At 53.9% G+C, this 19,130-nt stretch carries 19 protein-coding genes, 1 pseudogene and 1 other annotated feature; of the genes and pseudogenes, 11 read left to right on the forward strand and 9 right to left on the reverse strand.

Annotated features, from left to right (window positions below; genetic code table 11):
- The first annotated feature begins 438 nt into the window (after nucleotides 1–438).
- Both DQX05_RS24250 and yunB read left to right on the forward strand, forming a co-directional pair.
- Nucleotides 439–846, forward strand: coding sequence for a hypothetical protein (locus DQX05_RS24250; RefSeq protein ID WP_147385226.1), 408 nt, complete (start codon nucleotides 439–441; stop codon nucleotides 844–846).
- Between the two features lie 407 nt (nucleotides 847–1,253).
- Nucleotides 1,254–2,222 (forward strand): sporulation protein YunB, encoded by a 969-nt coding sequence (yunB, locus tag DQX05_RS24255; RefSeq protein WP_119795934.1) that lies wholly within the window; start codon nucleotides 1,254–1,256, stop codon nucleotides 2,220–2,222.
- A gap of 663 nt (nucleotides 2,223–2,885) precedes the next feature.
- On the opposite strand, the gene DQX05_RS24265 is transcribed toward yunB, so the two are convergent.
- On the reverse strand, nucleotides 2,886–4,025 hold the full coding sequence (locus DQX05_RS24265; protein ID WP_119795936.1) for a M23 family metallopeptidase: 1,140 nt from the start codon (nucleotides 4,023–4,025) through the stop codon (nucleotides 2,886–2,888).
- Between the two features lie 164 nt (nucleotides 4,026–4,189).
- On the opposite strand from DQX05_RS24265, the pseudogene lipA reads away from it, so the two are divergent.
- Both lipA and DQX05_RS24275 read left to right on the forward strand, forming a co-directional pair.
- Nucleotides 4,190–5,092, forward strand: a pseudogene (lipA, locus tag DQX05_RS24270) (lipoyl synthase); the annotation flags it as partial.
- 69 nt (nucleotides 5,093–5,161) lie between these two features.
- Entirely contained in the window at nucleotides 5,162–5,728 is a 567-nt protein-coding gene (locus DQX05_RS24275) for a YutD family protein (protein ID WP_119795938.1), read from the forward strand.
- 74 nt (nucleotides 5,729–5,802) lie between these two features.
- Here the strand turns inward: DQX05_RS24275 and DQX05_RS24280 are convergent, their stop codons facing one another.
- Both DQX05_RS24280 and ylbJ read right to left on the reverse strand, forming a co-directional pair.
- Entirely contained in the window at nucleotides 5,803–6,639 is an 837-nt protein-coding gene (locus DQX05_RS24280; protein ID WP_119795939.1) for an NAD kinase, read from the reverse strand.
- Between the two features lie 104 nt (nucleotides 6,640–6,743).
- A complete protein-coding gene (gene ylbJ, locus DQX05_RS24285; RefSeq protein ID WP_119795940.1) occupies nucleotides 6,744–7,982 on the reverse strand; it encodes a sporulation integral membrane protein YlbJ in 1,239 nt (412 codons plus the stop codon).
- Between the two features lie 517 nt (nucleotides 7,983–8,499).
- On the opposite strand from ylbJ, the gene DQX05_RS24290 reads away from it, so the two are divergent.
- Both DQX05_RS24290 and DQX05_RS24295 read left to right on the forward strand, forming a co-directional pair.
- Nucleotides 8,500–8,898 (forward strand): globin domain-containing protein, encoded by a 399-nt coding sequence (locus DQX05_RS24290; protein WP_119795941.1) that lies wholly within the window; start codon nucleotides 8,500–8,502, stop codon nucleotides 8,896–8,898.
- Between the two features lie 69 nt (nucleotides 8,899–8,967).
- On the forward strand, nucleotides 8,968–9,681 hold the full coding sequence (locus DQX05_RS24295; RefSeq protein WP_119795942.1) for a DUF2225 domain-containing protein: 714 nt from the start codon (nucleotides 8,968–8,970) through the stop codon (nucleotides 9,679–9,681).
- Nucleotides 9,682–9,702: 21 nt separating this feature from the next.
- Here DQX05_RS24295 and DQX05_RS24300 read toward each other — a convergent pair whose 3' ends face one another.
- Both DQX05_RS24300 and DQX05_RS24305 read right to left on the reverse strand, forming a co-directional pair.
- Complete coding sequence (locus DQX05_RS24300) at nucleotides 9,703–9,933, reverse strand: hypothetical protein (protein WP_006675724.1); 231 nt, start codon at nucleotides 9,931–9,933, stop codon at nucleotides 9,703–9,705.
- Nucleotides 9,930–10,118: a YycC family protein gene (locus DQX05_RS24305; RefSeq protein WP_119795943.1), complete on the reverse strand. Its 189-nt coding sequence runs from the start codon at nucleotides 10,116–10,118 to the stop codon at nucleotides 9,930–9,932. The genes DQX05_RS24300 and DQX05_RS24305 overlap by 4 nt, the downstream gene beginning before the upstream one ends.
- A 129-nt stretch (nucleotides 10,119–10,247) precedes the next feature.
- Between DQX05_RS24305 and DQX05_RS24310 the strand changes: the two genes are divergently transcribed.
- Nucleotides 10,248–12,038, forward strand: a complete 1,791-nt coding sequence (locus DQX05_RS24310; RefSeq protein ID WP_119795944.1) for a M3 family oligoendopeptidase — start codon at nucleotides 10,248–10,250, stop codon at nucleotides 12,036–12,038.
- 28 nt (nucleotides 12,039–12,066) lie between these two features.
- Nucleotides 12,067–13,260: an MFS transporter gene (locus DQX05_RS24315; protein ID WP_119795945.1), complete on the forward strand. Its 1,194-nt coding sequence runs from the start codon at nucleotides 12,067–12,069 to the stop codon at nucleotides 13,258–13,260.
- Nucleotides 13,261–13,589: 329 nt separating this feature from the next.
- Here the strand turns inward: DQX05_RS24315 and DQX05_RS24320 are convergent, their stop codons facing one another.
- Nucleotides 13,590–14,846, reverse strand: a complete 1,257-nt coding sequence (locus DQX05_RS24320; protein WP_119795946.1) for a methyl-accepting chemotaxis protein — start codon at nucleotides 14,844–14,846, stop codon at nucleotides 13,590–13,592.
- A 244-nt stretch (nucleotides 14,847–15,090) separates the two neighbouring features.
- On the opposite strand from DQX05_RS24320, the gene DQX05_RS24325 reads away from it, so the two are divergent.
- Nucleotides 15,091–15,483: an O-methyltransferase gene (locus DQX05_RS24325; RefSeq protein WP_119795947.1), complete on the forward strand. Its 393-nt coding sequence runs from the start codon at nucleotides 15,091–15,093 to the stop codon at nucleotides 15,481–15,483.
- Nucleotides 15,484–15,618: 135 nt separating this feature from the next.
- Here the strand turns inward: DQX05_RS24325 and DQX05_RS24330 are convergent, their stop codons facing one another.
- Together DQX05_RS24330 and DQX05_RS24335 are read right to left on the reverse strand one after the other, a co-directional pair.
- On the reverse strand, nucleotides 15,619–15,846 hold the full coding sequence (locus DQX05_RS24330; protein WP_087440869.1) for an alpha/beta-type small acid-soluble spore protein: 228 nt from the start codon (nucleotides 15,844–15,846) through the stop codon (nucleotides 15,619–15,621).
- 114 nt (nucleotides 15,847–15,960) lie between these two features.
- On the reverse strand, nucleotides 15,961–16,926 hold the full coding sequence (locus DQX05_RS24335) for an aldose 1-epimerase (RefSeq protein WP_119795965.1): 966 nt from the start codon (nucleotides 16,924–16,926) through the stop codon (nucleotides 15,961–15,963).
- A gap of 235 nt (nucleotides 16,927–17,161) precedes the next feature.
- Nucleotides 17,162–17,433: a binding site (T-box leader), on the forward strand.
- Nucleotides 17,434–17,514: 81 nt separating this feature from the next.
- On the opposite strand from DQX05_RS24335, the gene trpS reads away from it, so the two are divergent.
- Nucleotides 17,515–18,495 carry a tryptophan--tRNA ligase gene (trpS, locus tag DQX05_RS24340; protein WP_119795948.1) on the forward strand — a complete coding sequence of 327 codons (981 nt, stop codon included), beginning with the start codon at nucleotides 17,515–17,517 and terminating at the stop codon, nucleotides 18,493–18,495.
- 81 nt (nucleotides 18,496–18,576) lie between these two features.
- Here the strand turns inward: trpS and DQX05_RS31080 are convergent, their stop codons facing one another.
- Nucleotides 18,577–18,750 carry a DUF5325 family protein gene (locus tag DQX05_RS31080; protein ID WP_164776168.1) on the reverse strand — a complete coding sequence of 58 codons (174 nt, stop codon included), beginning with the start codon at nucleotides 18,748–18,750 and terminating at the stop codon, nucleotides 18,577–18,579.
- 123 nt (nucleotides 18,751–18,873) lie between these two features.
- Between DQX05_RS31080 and DQX05_RS24345 the strand changes: the two genes are divergently transcribed.
- A complete protein-coding gene (locus DQX05_RS24345) occupies nucleotides 18,874–19,095 on the forward strand; it encodes an alpha/beta-type small acid-soluble spore protein (RefSeq protein ID WP_087440866.1) in 222 nt (73 codons plus the stop codon).
- Nucleotides 19,096–19,130: the final 35 nt, after the last annotated feature.

Below are 19,130 nucleotides of genomic sequence, written 5' to 3' on the forward strand. Positions count from 1 at the left end.
TTGATATTCAAGGGTTTGCTGCCATTTGGTTTATGTTTGACTTACAAATTGTGAAGGTGAAAATAAAAAAGTGATTTTTTAAAAGCTGGATTCCTCAGTAAATGTAAAAGGAAATCTATAACGACCGGCAACCTGTTAAATGCTCTTTAAAACGATAGAGTATCTATTCATTTTTCAATTATTTCCTCCGATTTAATATTATGTTATGGAGGTGATAAAAAATGAGAATGCTCTAAAGATATTGTTGGTGCTAGTTAGTATTGGTCTAGGGTTGATTAGCTGTGCTCTAGGCTTAAATATTTTGATAATTTCGGGGAACCCAAATATTATAATCCAGGCCCCAGAGGGATACAAATTTTTTTACTATCGATGATTATCATTGGATATAGTATTTTGTTGTTTCTTTTATACCGGAACAAGAAGAACACAGAGCTAGCTATGACTGCTCTTTTTACTTTTATTATTTCTATTATTGTAACTCCAGTAATTATTGTTTACTCAGCAGACATTAGTCGTTTTTTTAGAACCCCACCCTCTCAAAAAACACAGATGTCTCTACAAAAAGAAATTCAAAAAATTATACAAGAAAATGCTTTGCCATATATATTAGATTCGAAAGAAAGTGAAAACCAAACAAAAATGAGTATACCAGGACTGTTAATTCTTTTAAGAAAAAAAACTGGCGATAAAATTGAACAAAAGGAGGTTGATTTAGTTCTTAAAAACAGCCCGAGTGCTAAACTTAGATTGACTTTTTACGATAAAAATCAACAAGAGCATGTTACGGTAGTCCTTAGCAAAGATAGGAGTATTTATTACTGTGATCCTATAGAGTTTTGTAAGTGAAAATATCTCCCATAGGACTGCTCAGAACAACAGGATGTGTATATGGCCGTGGCTTGAACGAAACGACTTAGAGCTCGTCTTAAATACCGTTAAAAAAGGGGATGCAAGAGATGCCACTTTAAGTTCCAGGCAGCTTCAACATAAAAGGCCGAGTGCATGGCGCACCGGCTTTTGCGCTGTGCACCTGGAGCAGCAGCAGCTGGCAGGTTTCGAGCCGACTCCAGCAGTTCATCCTTCTCTCGCTCCATAAGCGACACATGGCTAGCCAATTTCTTTTATAGGCATCAGCGTGCTCCGGAGTACGAAGTCGCATGAGGGTGTCCTTCTTTTTTGGAGGATGGCCGCATACACTGGAATCGTACAGGCCAACCATGATATCCGAGGCCGGAAAGGGGGAGCGGAGAGGTATGGCCAGATGGCGTTCCCGCGGCTTCCGATCGACACGGTGGCGTCTGCCGCGCATCTCGATTCAACCGCGCAAGCCCTCGGGATGGCGTCCCCGCAGAGTCTGGGGCGGAAGCCTGCGCGGCAAGGCCCCTCAAGGCGCCGCTTGGCAAGGGGGGAGGCCGTCCAAGCCGCGCCGCAAGCGCAAATATTTGTTTATTGCGCTCGTTATTATGACGCTGCTGACGGTACAGCTGTTCGTGTATGTAGATAAGCATGTACGAGGGCCGCTTATGCATCTTGCCAAAATCCGGGTCAAGCAAATAGCGACGCAAGCGATTAACAAAGCCATTACCGATCAGGTAATGCGGGGCCGGGAGCTGGATAAGCTGATTGAATGGAAGACGGATTCACGCGGCAAAGTGACGAGCTTCGTCTTGAATTATAACGAACATATGCGGATAACGTCCGAGACGGTCGAGATCGTGCAGAGGACGCTGCAGCAGACCCAAGAACTGAAGGAGCATATTCCGCTCGGGCAAGCGTTGGGCAGTCCACTCATCGCCTCCTTCGGTCCAAGGGTCCCTTTCCGGATGGAGCCGCAGGGCGCAGCGAAGGTCGAATTGAGCACCCGGCCGATGGATGTCGGCATCAATATGGTGCTGGTGGAGGTATATATCAGAGTCATTGAGGAAGTAGCGATTGTGATCCCTTTCGATCTGGAGCCTGAAGTGGTGGAAACGGAAATCCCAGTCTCTTATCTGCTCGTCGTCGGCGATGTGCCCATGTACTACTACGATGGCAAGGGGCAGCCCGTCGGAAGCAACCGTGAGAAAGCACCCGCCCTGTCCTTGCCGGTCCTGCCGCCATCCGGGGCAGTCAATTCCTCGGACAACGACAACCTTAGCGTGCCCGCGCATACCGAGATGGTCCCGCCGTCAGGCGAGCCATCCGACGGAATCGAGCTGCCGCCGTCAGCAGCAGACCCATAAAAAGAATGGAGAACCGGGGCGGGTCAGCCCCGGTTCTTGCTATGCAAGGGGGAGAGGAAGCAGTTGCTTGAGTTGGCTTACCTTGAGCAAGCATGTGGGGAGAGTCGCTTATGGCCAATATCCCCGTTGGTCAGGAAGGGGCAAGGGGGAGGTGTTATGGTCGGTCGCCCCATCGACCAGGAGGGTGGAGGTATAGAGTGCGTTATGTTCATTCTCCCCATTGGTCAGGAGGGGGCAGATGTAGAGTGCGTTATTGTTACTCTCCCCGTCGTTCAGGGAATGGGGTAGAACGAATTAACCGAGCTAATATAACAGTTGAAAAAGCGGTTGTACAGGAAACAGTGCTAGAACATTGCCGGGTTTGCATATACTTCTGAACGAATGGGAGAGTAGCTATAAGGACTGAGAAATAGGGAAAGGGGCGTCATCGGAAATAAGTGGTTAAGGCATTGGCGGGATATGGTCGGAAGAGCTTCACAAAAGGAATGCGGTTCCCGGCCTCTTGGGCATAAGCGCGGAAAAAAGCGATCCGGAAGCGGGATCGCTTTTTAGAGTGGAGCGTAACGGCTGACACTTCGGTATTGTCGGCAAGCCGACCAGGTATGAGGCATCGCGTTCCGCTGTGGTATAGATGACCGGCTTGCGGCAAGCGTACAGGTCAATTTAGCGCCGCTGCTCTTTCCCGTTGTTCGCCGGGACTGCGGACGGAGTTGTCGGGGGGAGCGATGAGGATTTACGCCGCTCCTTCAGTTTGCGCAGATCGGACAGCTCCCATTGCCGCAGCAACGGGTATGGGTCATAGGCATATTCCACCAGTCCGCGATCCCGGTAAATGCCGAAGTGGAGATGCGGCGGGAATTTGCCGGCGGTGCCAGGGGGGCCGTAACCGGAGCTGCCTACCCATCCGATCGTCTGTCCGGGGGTGACGATGTCGCCCATTTTTATGTTTTTCTGGTATCCGGACAAGTGGGCGTAGTAATGGTAATTATTGTTGATGTCGCGGATGCCGATCCGCCAGCCGCCGTAGCGGTTCCAACCCTTGACCTCGATGATGCCGTAGCACGTGCTGCGGACAGGAACGCCGTAACCGGCGAAAATATCGGTTCCTTCGTGAATGCGGAATCCTCCGTAATGCCGCCCCATCCCCCAGGTGCTGCGGTATGAATAATCGGCGGTCACGGGAAGCGGGAAGGCCGTATCGAACAATTGAAGCTGATCGAAATGTTCATAGAGACGGGCGAACTGCTTCACGCGCTGCACAGCACGCGGATTGGCGTAATAATTCCACAGTCCGGCGCCGAAGTCGTCCTCGCTCAAGCCGTAGGAGCCGACAAGGTCGGCTACGCTGTACAACAAGTCGGTGTCATTGTTCATATCGGCCCGTCCGTCTCCAGATCCGTCGCGGCCCATCCCCTTGAACATCGAGATGGAGACCGGGTTCTGATCTTCCCAATCCGGATTGAGCATGCCGACCCACTTCGGCGGTTCGATAAATACACCGGTTAACCGTTCCGGATGCCGGCGCTGCTTCGGCTTGGCTTTCGTCAAAGTCCGTTCGTATTGATCGATAGCCGCAAGCCGGTACCACGGAATGCCCGTTAAAGTTCCCATTTTTTCGTATAAATCCCGCCGTTCCCGCCATATATTCACCGTGTCGGGCTTAGGCGTCGTCGAGGCTGAGCCGGGCACTGAAGATGCGATCGGATGGAGTTCATCTTTTTTTCCTGTCGACCAGGCGTCCATCGGCGAGCAGATGACGACCCACAGCGCAAAGCCAGCCCATAATATGGCAGCTTGTTTCATGCGTGATTTCCCTCCTTATGCCTGTCCCAAATGCAGATCCTAATGTTAGAATGTGCACGAACGGGCTTTTTATCCGAACCTGGGACATACAGGTATGGAATTTGGAGGGTTCATGGTATAATACTGAATTGAGGTCAAGGTAAAGCGAACGGAAAGAAGGTAATGACTCAATGAAAACGAAAGAGCAGAAACCAGACTGGATACGCATCAAACTGACCACAGGAGAAAATTATTCCGAAATCAAAGACATGATGCGCTCAAAAACGCTTCATACCGTATGCGAGGAGGCGCGGTGTCCGAACATTTACGAGTGTTGGGCCAACCGCACCGCAACATTTATGATTTTGGGTGATATCTGCACACGTGCTTGCCGCTTCTGTGCGGTCAACACTGGCATGCCAACCGAATTGGATCTGCAGGAGCCGGAACGCGTAGCGGAAGCAGCCGAGCGCATGGGCCTGCGCCATTGCGTCGTCACTTCCGTGGCAAGGGATGATCTGAAGGACGGAGGCGCCTCCATCTTCGCGGAGACGATTCGAGCGATTCGCCGCCGTATGCCATTATGCAGTGTAGAAGTGCTTATTCCCGATTTTATGGGGAATTGGGACGCGTTGCGTGTCGTGATGGACGCGAAGCCGGATATATTGAATCATAATATCGAGACGGTTGAGCGGATGTCCGACCGGGTACGGGCGAAGGCGAAATATTCCCGTTCCCTGGAGCTGCTGCGTCAGGCGAAGGAGATGCAGCCGGGGATCCCGACCAAGTCGAGCATTATGCTCGGTGTTGGCGAGGAATGGGATGAAATTTTGCAAGCCATGGATGACTTGCGGGCGGTTGATTGCGATATTTTGACGCTGGGACAATACTTGCAGCCTTCGCCGAAGCATTTGGATGTAGCCAAATATTATCATCCGGATCAGTTCGCCGAGCTGAAGCAGGAAGGAATGAAGCGGGGCTTCAGCCACGTCGAATCGGGGCCGCTCGTCCGGAGCTCGTATCATGCGCATGAACAAGTGAAGTCGGCCCATCAGGCCATGTCCACATCGCAAGCGACCGGCAGCTAACGGGATCGCTGCCGGAGCGGGCTATGGCTCTGACGCAATCCGGGGTTACGGGAAGGAGGAATAACGGGCATGTTCCACATTAGCGGCCAGACATATGAAGTGATTCAGGAGCACAAGAACGCATGGAATCCGGAGGCATTCCGCGACCGGTACAGCGAAGTGCTGGAACGGTATGATTATATCGTAGGCGACTGGGGATACAATCAGCTGCGGCTGAAAGGCTTTTTCCGGGATAATCATCCGAAGTCAACGAAGGACACGACATCTTCCGGTATTCTTGATTATATTAACGAATATTGCAATTTCGGATGTGCTTATTTCATCGTGGAGAAATTGAACAGCAAAGATCCGCGTTATCGCCAATCCCAGGATAACGGGGATGAAGAGGAAACGCACGGGGCCGCACCGGACAATAGGGAGGATGCCGCGACGAAGCAAGGCATCTCGCTCCAGCCGAAAGTCCCGACCCCGGAATCCGATGCCGAGCCTCCGGCGAAGCCGGCCATGCAGGAGCGCAAGCCGCGTCCGCGCCATCGCCACAAGAACCGGGGCCATCATTCCAATGAAGCCAAGCGATCGGATACTGCGAAGGTATCCGCGAAGGAGCCGCGTCCCCCGAAGGACAACCGCTCCTGATCGCGGCTACACACACGAACACCTCCCTTATCGCATCATGCGAAGCGGGAGGTGTTGTTGTGTGTACCGATAATCTAATTCGTTGGGTAGCAGCCGTTCTCATCGTATCCGAGGAAGGCTTCACGGACGCGCTTCCAGAAGGGGAACGGCCGATAGCGGACGAAGGTGACCCGCTGATCCGCCACCCGGCAGCGAATCGAGCGCAGATGAGACAGCCGGATATTAATATGATCGATAGAGAGCAGCAGATTCTGTCCTGGTCGCGGCCGAATGTCGAAATGATGATGCTTCGGCAGGATCAAGGATGATCCGAGTGTCCGGTATACCCGATTGTTAATCGATGCAATCTCAGCCAATTGGATGGCCGGAATGGAAGGGTGAACCATGGCACCGCCCAAGCTCTTATTGTAGGCAGTGCTTCCTGATGGCGTCGATACGCAGATTCCGTCTCCGCGGAACATTTCAAATAATTCATCATTGATGTCGATCTGGGCGACCAATGTATTATCAGTGCATTTCAGCGTAAATTCATTCAAGGCGATATAGGTCTTTTTCCCCGTATCCTCCCTGTCAAGCTCTAGCTCGATGAGTGGATATCTCACGATCCGGGGGTTGATCTGATCCTTGGAACGGTTCTCCGCCATCATATGGACGAGCAGTTCGATCTCATCCGGCTTCCAGTCGGCATAAAAGCCAAGATGCCCCGTATGAATCCCGACGAAGGCGGTATGGTCAATCCGGTTGATGTAACGGTGAAAGGCTTGCAGCATCGTGCCGTCCCCGCCGATGGACAGAACGATCTCCGGTTCTTCGTCTACTCGCACCAGTCCACGCGCCTCAGCCAAACGATGAAACGTCTCCGTCAAAGAGACGGACAATTCGTCTCCCCGGTTCAATACTGCATATTTCAAGGCGTTGACTCCTTTGTCGAACGGTATTGTGGAACATATCAACTCCATCTTATACGTTCCGCGGACGGATTACAATCGTGTTTCGACAAGAATCTCTCCTTCTGCTATGTCCGCAGCCGCCGCCAGGCAACGATCAGGAGGGAAGCGGCTAACAGCAGGCAGCATACTGTCAGCAGCGTCCATATTCCGCCGCGCAGGGAATGCCAAGCGGTCTCCCAGGGGCTGTAGGCTTGGGCCCATACCTGTGAAGGGATCCAGACCGCCGCTTCCTCGGCGTACGGCGCCAGCAGCGGGAAAAGGAAATAGGCCGCCGCCGCCGCCAACAGGCTATGGAGCACCCGAGCTGCAAGGAAAGGGAGGTACCGCATATCGCATTCGTTCATAATGCTCGCGATCTGAGCGTGAACCGACAGTCCCGCCCAGGACAGGATCCAGGCTGCCGCCACCACCTGCGATCGAAGCCCGGCCACGTTGGCTGCCCCTGCTCCCTTGGCGCCAAGGGTAACCTCGAACAAGCCGCCAGAAAAGGCCGGTGCAAGCGCAGGCGACAAATGGAACAACGCCAAGACCGACTGCAGCAGGCGGTCGATCATATTCATGACGCCGATGCAGGCGAGCAATTCCATCAATACGGAGAAAAAGACGACGAGCCCGCCGACTACGGTCATCAGCCGGAGCGAGGAGCCGATCGCCTCCCGCAGCAGTGTGCCGAGCGGGCGTCCGTCCTGCTGCCTCGCCCGATGCATCGCCCGGAACGCACGCCGGAACAACGGGGTATCGAACTGGCGCATGTCACCTTGCGAAGGGGTCATCGGCGACGCGGGCGCATGGCAGCGCATTAGGATGCCGATGGTGAGCCCGGCGCCATAATGGGCGACCGCCAGAATGAGGGCGAGGCCGGCATTGCCGAAGAAGCCGACGGCTACGGCGCCGATCAGGAATATCGGGTCGGAGGTGGAGGTGAAGGCGATGAGCCGTTCCCCTTCCTCGCGGGTGACGAGCCGATCGGCCCGCAGCCTCGTCGTCAGCTTGGCCCCTACTGGGTAGCCGGACGCATAGCCCATGGCGACGACGAAGCCGCCGATGCCCGGGACGCGGAACAGCGGGCGCATGACAGGATCGAGCAGCGCACCGATAAAATGCACGATGCCGAAGCCGAGCAGCGCTTCGGATATGATGAAAAAAGGGAGCAGGGAAGGGAACAGGACGTCCCACCATATCGATAGGCCGCGAACCGCCGAGCTGAGGGCGGCAGACGGGTAAATGGCCATCAGGGCCGCAAAAGCGCTCAACACCCCCGCGATAAGGAGCATGAGAAGGATGCGGCTTGTCCTGCGGTTCATACAAAGCACTCTCCTTTCCTGTCACGCCGATGAGCACTCCATACTTTCAAGTTTATGAGAGGAAAGGGACAATCATGACAGGCGTCAAGCCGCGCCGTGCCTTCATTCCGCAATATTCCTGTAATCAAAATGTAAAGAAAACGCTTGCATGTTTTCGTATTATTTTGAAAATAATTATGATAAAATACAAGTATAGAGAGATGGAACGCGTTCGTTAGGGGTGATACGGATGAGCATTATTGCTGGCATCCTGGTTTGCGCTTTCGTCTATGTCATTCGAGAGTCGTTAATGGGACCACCGGAAGAAGATTGGGAAAGTTAATCATTTTACGCAAGCGCTGAAGGATTCAGCGTTTTTTTGTTTTTTACCGGGAACATGAAGGACCACATTGAAAAGACCTTCTTTTTGTACTAAAGTGAGGGGGAGCAAGCAACCGCTCAAATTAACCGGAGGCCGGAAATGCAGCCCGCAATGGTAAGGATGCTGCGCCTGGCCCCGTAAGACAGGAGCTGTGCTATGGAACGCATGCAGCGCTACAATACGATTTATGATGCGATTGGCGGAGCGGATACGATTCGCCGCATCGTAGAGTCCTTTTATCCCAAAGTCCAGGCTCACCCGCTGCTGGGCCCTTTGTTTCCCGAAGATATTTTTCCGGTTATGGAAAAGCAATTCATGTTTTTGTCGCAGTTTTTCGGCGGGCCTTCGCTATATTCCGATGCTTACGGCCATCCGATGATGCGGGCACGGCATTTGCCGTTCCCGGTGACGCCTGCCCGGGCCGAGGCTTGGCTGGGCTGCATGCGCGAAGCGCTAACGGAGATCGGCTTGGAGCCGGAGCTGCGGGACATGGTGATTACCCGCCTGTCCGGTCCGGCGCATCACTTCGTGAATACGCCGGATGAAGAGGGATAAGCGTAGCGTGTTACCCTGCCGGCCAGGCGCCGGCATCCCAGACAGAGAACGCATAAGGAGAGGAGAAGTTTGGTAGAAATAGAACCGCTGTTTACAAGTAGAATTGAATGTCCGTATTGCTCGGAATCTTACGAGATCTCGCGTGTACGTTCACGCTTCAAAAAGACTTCCCAGACCGACAGTGATTTTTGTCCCCATTATGCGGAGGATCGGCTGAATCCGGATTACTATGTGGTGCGGGTATGCCCGAACTGCGGCTGCGCATCGACCGAGAACTCGATCAAGAACTGGAGTCATGCCCAGCGCCAGGCGTTCCGGGAGCGTGTCGCTTCCCAATGGACACAGAAGGAGTACGGAGGTGAACGGACATGGGATCAGGCAATGGAGACGTATCAATTGGCCTTGCTGACGGCGCAGACAATCGGCGAGCACAAGCGTGTCGTGGCCGGCCTGCTGCATCATATCGCCTGGCTGTTCCGTTACCGCGGGATGGAGGCGGAGGAGCAGCGCTATTTGCGCTTCGCGCTGGAGGCCTACATATCAGTGTATGAGTATGAATGGCAGGATCAGAACGATGCGCGGCTCATGTATATGATAGGCGAGCTGCACCGCCGGCTTGGCGAGTATAATGAAGCGGGGAAATACTTCACTCGCATCATCCAGGACAAGCGGATTATGGATGCGGCGATGATTCGGGCCGCGCGCCAGCAGTGGCAGCAGATGCGCGAGGAGATGCAGGAAGCGGCGGATGAGAAGGAACATCTAGAGAACACACCAATCTGACAGAGGACGAAGAACAGGGAGCTAGCGAATCTTCCGATCCGCCAGCAAATAGTCGCGATCGGCATCGAGGACGACGATCCGGTTATGGCAGCAGGGCATGATGAGCAGCCGCTTTTTCCCGTCACGAATGTCGGGCAGTTCCTTCGGCTTGAGCGATACTAGCACATTATCCTCATGGCAAAAAGGGCACTGCGGAATATACATATCCCCCATAATGATGTCATAAGGAACCGTATTCTCGAACGGAATCATTGCGAACGCTCCCTATCGGAATCGGCCGCCGCTTCGGCCGGTTCCTTCTTTGCTTCGGCGGCGGGCAGTTCGGCCAGCTTCTTCATCAGAATATGCTGCGGCATATGCATGAGCTGTTCAATCGGAACACCCAGCGCCTGGGACAGCTTGACGGCGGTATCAGCAGAAATTTGCAAAGGTCTCATTGAGTCGCCATCCTTTCTATGCGGGTTACTCAATTTTTGATATAGTTTAGTTATACACGCTTAACATGCAAAACTCAAATCGCTTCAGGTATTTTTTTATTTCAAAAAAAGAAAGGTGTGTCCGCAATTATGCAACATCCGTTAAATCCGACATGGGATCTGGAATCGATCTTCCCGGGAGGGTCAGATTCGGAAGCGCTTCAACACTCATTTGCCGCGATCGAACAGGATCTGGCTCTGTTGAACGGGGAACTGAAAGAGATGTCATCTCCGATCAGCCAGGACAGCATCCCGGCGCTGGCGAAGATAACCACCCGGTTGCAGGATCTGAATCGCCGGATGCAGGAGGCGGGCGCCTTTATCAGCTGTCTGACCGCTCAGAACCTTCAGGATAAGAAGGCGGTGCAATTAACGGGACGGAAGTCGGCGCTGACGGCGAAGCTGGTCGCCATCGACGCATTGTATGATGAGCTGCTCCGTGGAATGGCGGATGAGCTATGGTCCCGGTTCCTGGCACTGCCGGAGATCGAAGGGGTGGCTTTCAATGTGAACGAACGCCGCGAGACGGCCAAGGAGAAGATGGGCCCGGAGCTGGAAGCTCTCGTCGGAGATCTCGCGGTGGACGGGTATCATGGCTGGGCGGAAATGTACAATACCATCGTCTCCCATGTGCGCATCAATTACGAGGAGAACGGTGTGAGCCAGCAATTATCGGCAGGACAGGCTCATAACAAGTTGTCCCATCCGGATCGCCGTGTTCGCGAAGAGATGTTCAAGCTGTGGGAGCAGGAATGGAGCGACAAGGCCGACTTCTGCGCTGACGCCCTGAATCATATTGCCGGCTTCCGCTTGAAGCTGTACGAACGCCGCGGTTGGGACAATGTCCTGAAGGAGCCGCTTGCCAGAAACCGGATGTCGCAAGAGACCTTGGATGCGATGTGGGGTACGATCGTCCGCAATAAGCCGAAGTTCGTTCAATATTTGGAGCGGAAAGCTCAGCTTCTCGGCGTAGAGAAGCTGAGCTGGTGCGATGTCGACGCTCCGATCGGCGGAAGCCAGACGACCATCAGCTATGACGATGGCGCGGAGGCTATCGTCGAGCAGTTCCGCAAGTTCAGCCCGCGGATGGCGGACTTCGCGGTGCGCGCGTTCGAGAACCGCTGGATTGAGGCGGAGGACCGGCCTGGTAAGCGGCCGGGCGGCTTCTGTACCTCCTTGCCGGTCAGCAGCCAGACGCGCATCTTCATGACCTATGCGGGCACGCCATCCAACGTATCTACGCTGGCGCATGAATTGGGGCACGGTTACCATCAGCATGTGATGGACGGACTGCCGGCCTTCGCGCAGCGCTATGCGATGAATGTGGCGGAGACGGCCTCCACCTTCGCCGAAATGATCGTAGCCGATTCGGCCGTGAAGGGGGCGAAGGACGAGCAGGAGAAGCTGGGGCTGCTCGAAGACAAGATTCAGCGCTCAATTGCTTTCTATATGAATATTCATGCCCGCTTCCTGTTCGAGACTCGCTTCTATGAGAAGCGCAAGGCGGGACTGGTGTCAAGCGAACAAATCTGTGCATTGATGGAGGAAGCGCAGCAAGAAGCATATTGCGGGGCACTGGGTTCGCTGCATCCGCATTTCTGGGCTTCCAAAATGCACTTCTATTTCACGCATGTGCCGTTCTACAACTTCCCGTATACGTTCGGCTACTTGTTCAGCACCGGCTTGTATGCCCGCGCGCTGGAAGAAGGGGAATCATTCGCTTCGAAATATGACGCGCTGCTGCGCGATACGGCGGTCATGACGGTGGAGGAGCTTGCCAGCAAGCATCTTGGCGTCGATCTGACGAAGCCGGACTTCTGGCAATCGGCCATCAATGTAACGCTCAAGGATGTGGAGCTCTTCTTGCAGATGACGGAATAAACGGCTCCGGGAAAGGAACGACACATTTGTGACATCCAATCGCCTTTTGAAGGGATTTCATGCGGTGTTCTATTCGACGAATGCGCTGCTGATTCCCTATCTGCCCCTCTTGCTGACAGAGCGGGGATTTCATGCATGGGAAGCAGGGACGCTTCTCATGCTCGGGCCATTTCTGGCGATGTTCGTGCAGCCAGTGGCCGGCGTGCTCAGCGATCGACTGAAGGCGGTCCGGCCGCTGCTGTTCGGATGCTGGATCGCGCAAGGCACGGCCGCCGCCTTCCTGTTCCTGTCTTCGGGAAGAATGGCGGCGGCGGCCAGCCTGCTGGCACTCTATATTTTCTTCCTGCCTGCTGTGTCTCTGCTCGATTCTTTGACGGTCAAGACGGCGATTGCGGCAGGGCAATCATACAGCAGCATCCGCCTGTGGGGATCGGTAGGGTTTACCGTGACCGGCCTTGTCCTCGGACAAATGTTCGATGCCTGGGGCGGCGTCGACTCACTCATGTGGATGTATGCGCCGATATGGATATGTCTGCTTATCGGCATCGGGTTCCTGCGGGAAGCGCCGGCTGAAGCGAAGGAGGCCGAGACCGTGGTCAATCTCGCGGTCTTGCGCAAGGCACTCTCGGTGCCTGCCTTGCTGGTGTTCCTGCTGCTCATCTTCATCGTGGCGATGCCGCATCGAATGAACGATGCGCTGCTCACACTTCACCTGAGCGACCTGGGGGCGACCTCCGCCCAAATGTCCTGGGCCTGGTCGGTCGCCGGGGTAAGCGAAGTCATTGGCTTCGCGGTGATGGCGGCATGGGTGTCCCGGAAGCGGATGCTGCGGTTGTTCGCGATCGTCTGCGCGCTGTACGCGATCCGATGGCTGCTGTACGCTTTTGTGACGGAGCCTTGGATTGTCATCGCCATGCAAGGAGCGCATGCCTTCACGTATGCCGCGCTGTGGGTGTTGTCCATCGAATTCGTGTCATCGCTCCTTCCCCGGCAGCTGGCGGCGACCGCTCAGGCGCTGCTTGGCATGGTGTTCCTTGGCCTGGCCGGCCTTGCGGGCGGGATGAGCGGCGGAGCGCTTCAGGAAGCATATGGCGGAACTGGGATGTATCTGTATGGCTTCGTCTGTGCGGCCGTAAGCACGGTCGGCTTCGGCATCTGGGCCTTCCGGCGCGGTCGCGCTGAGCGTCTGCGAGCCGCGTCACCGAAGGCAACGAACTATTAGAGGTCGTTCAAAAAGTCCGCTTTTGATCACGAGGTGATTCAGGAAGCAACTCGGCATCGAATCTTGCATTCACTCTCGAAAAGCGTATGCTTCCGAAGTATGTTTCCTGCGGAAACATTTGAGCTGCTCATGTAGTCTCGCCTACACTGCGCTGCTCCTTACAAGTTTTGCGGAGCAAAACTAGCTTCGGAAGCATAGGCTTCGAGTTCTTGCAACCTTCTCGGTGCTGAAAACCGGTCTTTTTGAACTCGCATTATCCTTATAAAATGAACCAGGCGGCCGAAGATTCGGCCGCCTGTCTGTATGTAGATGAGAAGTTCCGCATAGAGTTACATTTTGAATACTTGAATCGTGCGTTGCAATTGGGTCACCTTCTGCTGCAATTGCTCGGTTGACTCGACGGTAGCCTGGACGGAAGCGATCTGTTCGGTCATCGACGCCGACATCTGCTCGGTGCCTGCGGCGGCCTCCTGCGTAATCGCGGAGATGTTCACGATCGAACCGGTAATCGTCTTCGCGCTCTCCAGCATAAGATCGCTCTCCTGTGCGAAGGCGGCGATCTCTTCCGTAATGAACTGAATGGAATCAACAATCTCGTTGAAGATTCGTTCCGTCTCGCGGATCATTGCGGTCTGGCTCTGTACGACTGCTTCATTGGTCTGGATATTCGTAATCGCCTGATTAATCCCGGATTCGATTCCCTTGACGAGCGAAAATACTTCCTTCGTGGACGAGGAAGCTTCCTCGGCCAGATTGCGGACTTCCTGCGCGACGACGGCGAAGCCGCGGCCATGCTCTCCGGCTCGCGCCGCTTCAATGGATGCGTTCAGCGAGAGCAGGTTCGTCTGTTCGGCAATCTCGGAAATGGTGCGGGTAATCTTGGAGATGCCCTCAGCTTGCCGGGCCAGCTGCTCGATCGTCGAGGCTACATGCTCTGTCGCCTCAATATTGCGTTCCATGCCAGCGGACTGGCTCTCTACCGCCGTGCGGCCCTTGGCCACCAGCTCCAGCGTCGTGGCGGAGCGGTTGTTCATCTCGCGGGTGGAATGCGCATAGGCTTCCACCTTCTGTTCGATTTCTTTGATAGATTCGGACATCTGGGAGATATCCTCGGAGATCTCGGCGGAGCCGACAGCCAATTCATTGGCGGATGCGGCAACCTGCTCCATCGCGATCTTCATATTCTGGTTCTTATGGTACATATCCCGTCCGGAATCGGACACATGACGGGTAATATCGGTAGTCTGCTGCAATATTTCGCGAAGCTTAAGCAGCATGGAATTGAAGGAATGTCCCAACTCACCAAGCGCGTCGTCGCTCGTCACTTGCACGGTCTGAGAAAAATCGCCCCGGGCAATCTGCAAGGCTGAATTCGACATGTCCTTGATCGGCTCGTTAAGCGAGCGTTCCAGCATATTAATCATGGGGTAGCTGATTCCCACTAGGATGACAAGGGTGATGAGGCCTGGAATCAATGTGGCATGAGTCGTCAATAGGACTATCGTAGTAAGAGCGAACAAGCCGACAATGCCATAACAGCCAAAGAGTAGCTTTTGCTTAAAACTCAAGGAATTGAACCAATTCATATGACCGCCCCTTCTTTCATCCCAATACGTCCATAATATAACAACATTATAGCATCGCCCCTACAGGCGGTCTATGTATTTGTTAGCAATCCGCCATAGTTTTACATTTCCAGGAACAAGATGACGAAGGGAGTCATATACTGTTACTATCTGTTGAATAAAGGTAAAATCTCCTATATAATGTGTATAAAGAACTATTTTCATGTCAATGGAAATGGTTCTATATTCTTAAGGAGGTGTTGTCATGGGCTCATATGAAATATCATTGGCCAGACAATTCAGCATGGTTTTTGATAAGCTGGAATCGGAGCTGCTTGGACTGACAGGAGGCACGGTCATTGTATGCATTCGTAACGATGTCATAGGCAAATTCGGCGTCAAGCATGACGCGCTCGAAAGCCAGAACGGGGTCATCAAGCCGCTGCGTCAAGGATTGATGAAGCGGCACGTCGCGGAATTCCGCCAGACGGCGATGGAGGCTCTGAAGCACAAAAAGCAGTGGACTCACGGAGAGATTGTGTTTGATTTTGCCATGAAGCAGGACACCTTGCTCATCAGCACATGGTTCGAATCGAACTATAATCTGGTACATATGTTAGAGAAGCCTGAAGCGCGCACATATAGACGAGTCTCCTGATGGCCGGCTGTAACCTCGGGGGAATGCCTTGAATATACACAGCAAAAGAAGCTCTCGGCCTGTCGGCGAGAGCTTCTGCGGTGTTATCAGGCAATTGACGTAAGTATGGTATACGATGCTCGGGATCGTCTGAGCTTATCGAGTCGTACGGCCTGCCAGTTGCTGCTCGGCCATTTGAACGAGACGCTTCGTGATGAAGCCCCCGAGAGAACCTGTATCGCGAGTCGTATAGTTGCCATAATATCCGTCTTGAGGAATCGGAATACCCAGCTCTTGAGCGATCTCGTACTTCATTTGCTGCAGAGCTGCAGTCGCTTGAGGCACTACGAGATTATTGGAGCGGCTTCCACCTTGATTCGGCATGCTGTTCACCTCCCTGTGATTGTTAGTATGGAGAACAAGAGTAGAAATATGCAGTCAGGGAGGGGAAGGGAGGATGTAAATAATGCCAGGCCGAAGGTACGGCCTGGCATCGCGTTACGGATGGATAATCTCGAGATCCAGGGTCAAGGTGACCGGGGCTAGCGGCTTCAGATCGATAAGTCCCGTCGTCTCGCTGCCGAACGGCAGGTTCGGCGCATCGGTCAGCCAAGTATAAGGCTCGACGCAAATGATCTCGTCGGCGGTGCCGCGGGTATACAGCACCCAGTGTTTGAAGTGAGGCTGGCTTCCGGCATAGCGGATGCGGTACCCGTCATCCCGGGTCAACCATGCCTCCGGCTTGCCTTCGCCTGCACTGAATACTGTATCGAAGTCGGAGCCTTCGAGATTCATGCCTTCAAGCAGCGCCTTATTTTCGCCCAGAGGCAGCGTATTGCCTGTCGTAATCAATTCCTCGTCCAACTCATATATCCCCGATACCGGGACTTGCAGCGTCCACCGGTTCGGTTCTCCGTCAATCAGGAACCAGGTGTGGGTTCCGAACCCGAACGGAGCGGATTGTTCCCCCTTATTGGTTACGGTCAGTTGCTGGGTCAGCGTGCCTCCCTGAAGGCGAAAGGTGACATCCAGCTCCAGCGGGGTAGGATATTGCCGCATCCAGTTGTCATCGTCGGCGGTGCGGAAGTGCGCGGTAACTTCGGCAGCATCGCCTGCAGCAACGGCCCGGGTAACCGTCCACGGCTGAAGGCGGTGAAGCCCGTGAATATGGTTGTCGTTCGCCGTATTCTGATCGAATTGGTAGCTTACGCCGGCATATGTGAATGAACCGCGGCGGATTCGCCCCGGAGGCATCAGCATCGGAATACCGAAGTGGTAAGGCTTGGTCATATAATAATCCAGGTCGCTCTCTGCAGGCGTGCGTAGAATATCCCGTTGTGCCTTCTTGTCCCACAGCCGGATGACATTGCAGCCGAGCCCTGGGAGCAGCGTAGCTGCCAAAGTGTCATTTTCTAGTATGACGGTCTCATAACCGTTCCATTGCCCTTTGTTCACTTGAACCATGTTGATTGCTCCTTTTCCCATGCTGCTTCCCATTCATGTTGTTCCCCAAGCCCGCTTCGTATTCAAGCGATCTTACCGGTACTTGGAAGCGGCCTGCGTGAACACGCATGATATGGTTCTAATCATAACAAATCATCCGTTCAAAGTCATATGATGAATGATATCCCATTGACAATCGGGACGATATTCGATATCCTAATGGCTAATTCAACCTGGATGGCATTCATCCGGCTGGAACAAAGCGATGATAAGGACAAGTAAGCTTCGCGGCGGGCTTCAGAGAACCGGTGGCTGGTGCGAACCGGTGCTTCCTGCGATGACTGAATGGACCTTGGAGTGCGGAGCCGAATCGAGGAGTAGGCTTTGCCGTAAGTCCTGCGTTAAAGGAAGAGAGGTTCGCACGGCCCGATTGCATTGAGGGGCGAGACAGCGACAGGCTGTCCTGCCATGACAGAGCAGGCCTAGCGCGAACGAATAAGGGTGGCACCACGGTCTTTCGTCCCTTTCCGGGATGGAAGGCCTTTTTTGCGTGTAAATCAAGGCTTGTTCGACACAATGAGGGAAAATGAGAAGGAGCGTGAATTTCCAATGGCACGGGTATTATCCGGCATTCAGCCCAGCGGACAGTTGACGATGGGCAACTATATCGGGGCAATTCAAAATTTCGTAAAATTGCAGCATGAGCATGAGTGCTTCTTCATGGTCGTCGATCTGCACGCGATTACGGTCCCGCAAGATCCGGAAGCGCTGCGGGAGCAGACCGAGGCGGTAGCCGCGATTTATTTGGCGGCAGGCATTGATCCGGACAAGTCGGCCATCTTTCTTCAATCCCAGGTGCACCAGCATGCCGAGCTGGGCTGGTTGTTGACGACGCTCACCTATATGGGAGAGCTGGAGCGGATGACTCAGTTCAAGGATAAATCGGCAGGCAAAGAATCGGTCGGCACCGGCTTGTTCGTCTATCCGGCGCTGATGGCCGCCGACATTTTGTTATACAATGCAGACCTTGTTCCAGTCGGCGATGATCAGAAGCAGCATCTGGAGTTGACGCGTGACGTAGCGAACCGCTTCAATCATCGTTACGGCGAATTTTTTACAATGCCAGCGCCGTATATTCCGGAGGTCGGGGCGAGAATTATGTCGTTGGACGATGCCTCCAAAAAAATGAGCAAAAGCAATCCGAACCCGGGAAGCTACATTTCCTTGCTGGACCCGCCAAATGTCATCCGCAAAAAAATTAGCCGGGCCAAAACGGATTCTGAAGCGCTCGTCAAGTATGATCCGGTGAACAAGCCCGAGATCAGCAATCTGCTCAGCATCTATTCGTACGCATCCGGACAGTCTGTCGCAGAGATCGAGGCGGAGTACGAAGGGCAGATGTACGGAGCCTTCAAGAAGGAATTGGGCGAGCACGTCGTCGCGCTGCTGGAGCCGCTCCAGAACCGGTATGAAGAGGTGCGGCGGAACGGCGAGCATCTGGAGGCGCTGCGCCGCGGCGCCGAGAAAGCCAAGGAGGTCGCCCAGCAGCAGTTGGACGAAGTGAAGCGCCGGATGGGCTTCGTTGTATAAGCCGCATCCGCGGCAATCGTAACAGGGCAGGAGCCTCGTGCAGAGCACCCTGGGCCTGCCGGGCTCCTGCCCTGCTGCGCATTAGGCCGACTTGCGGCGCTGCCGGGCCTTGACGATGAAGCCGAAGCCGATATTGAACACCGCCAGGACGGCGAAGAGGATGCTGAGCCATATGTTATGGCTGAGCGTGATGGCTGTCCCCGTCAACAGCACAATGGAAGAAACCGCGAACCATAATGCCAAACCTTTACTCACACTTACCGCTCCTTTTCAAAGAAAAATCGCTTCAAAATGAAGTATAACATTTCGTAGATCGGACAAAATAGGGTTGCAAGCTTGCGACAACAAGAACCACCGATGTGAAAGGAGATTTTACTCATGGCTAATAATCAATCTCGCACGAATAACTTGGTCGTTCCTCAAGCCACTGCAGCCCTGCAGCAAATGAAATATGAAATTGCACAGGAATTGGGAATTCCGATTCCTCAAGACGGGTACTACGGAAACTATACGACCCGTGACACCGGTTCCATCGGGGGCTTCATGACAAAGCGCCTGATTCAAATCGCCGAGGAATCCTTGTCCGGCGGCAACCGCTAATTGATGCACTGATTTTGGCTACTCCTGCGCGCGGA

Source organism: Paenibacillus thiaminolyticus, assembly GCF_003591545.1.
Classification (GTDB): domain Bacteria; phylum Bacillota; class Bacilli; order Paenibacillales; family Paenibacillaceae; genus Paenibacillus_B; species Paenibacillus_B thiaminolyticus_A.

Excerpts from the sequence above, each read along its gene's own strand:
- DQX05_RS24250 (WP_147385226.1), top strand. The coding sequence starts at position 439 with ATGACTGCTCTTTTTACTTTTATTATTTCTATTATTGTAACTCCAGTA.
- yunB (WP_119795934.1), top strand. The coding sequence starts at position 1,254 with ATGGCCAGATGGCGTTCCCGCGGCTTCCGATCGACACGGTGGCGTCTG.
- DQX05_RS24265 (WP_119795936.1), bottom strand. The coding sequence starts at position 4,025 with ATGAAACAAGCTGCCATATTATGGGCTGGCTTTGCGCTGTGGGTCGTC.
- DQX05_RS24275 (WP_119795938.1), top strand. The coding sequence starts at position 5,162 with ATGTTCCACATTAGCGGCCAGACATATGAAGTGATTCAGGAGCACAAG.
- ylbJ (WP_119795940.1), bottom strand. The coding sequence starts at position 7,982 with ATGAACCGCAGGACAAGCCGCATCCTTCTCATGCTCCTTATCGCGGGG.
- DQX05_RS24290 (WP_119795941.1), top strand. The coding sequence starts at position 8,500 with ATGGAACGCATGCAGCGCTACAATACGATTTATGATGCGATTGGCGGA.
- DQX05_RS24300 (WP_006675724.1), bottom strand. The coding sequence starts at position 9,933 with ATGATTCCGTTCGAGAATACGGTTCCTTATGACATCATTATGGGGGAT.
- DQX05_RS24305 (WP_119795943.1), bottom strand. The coding sequence starts at position 10,118 with ATGAGACCTTTGCAAATTTCTGCTGATACCGCCGTCAAGCTGTCCCAG.
- DQX05_RS24310 (WP_119795944.1), top strand. The coding sequence starts at position 10,248 with ATGCAACATCCGTTAAATCCGACATGGGATCTGGAATCGATCTTCCCG.
- DQX05_RS24320 (WP_119795946.1), bottom strand. The coding sequence starts at position 14,846 with ATGAATTGGTTCAATTCCTTGAGTTTTAAGCAAAAGCTACTCTTTGGC.
- DQX05_RS24325 (WP_119795947.1), top strand. The coding sequence starts at position 15,091 with ATGGGCTCATATGAAATATCATTGGCCAGACAATTCAGCATGGTTTTT.
- DQX05_RS24330 (WP_087440869.1), bottom strand. The coding sequence starts at position 15,846 with ATGCCGAATCAAGGTGGAAGCCGCTCCAATAATCTCGTAGTGCCTCAA.
- DQX05_RS24335 (WP_119795965.1), bottom strand. The coding sequence starts at position 16,926 with ATGGTTCAAGTGAACAAAGGGCAATGGAACGGTTATGAGACCGTCATA.
- trpS (WP_119795948.1), top strand. The coding sequence starts at position 17,515 with ATGGCACGGGTATTATCCGGCATTCAGCCCAGCGGACAGTTGACGATG.
- DQX05_RS24345 (WP_087440866.1), top strand. The coding sequence starts at position 18,874 with ATGGCTAATAATCAATCTCGCACGAATAACTTGGTCGTTCCTCAAGCC.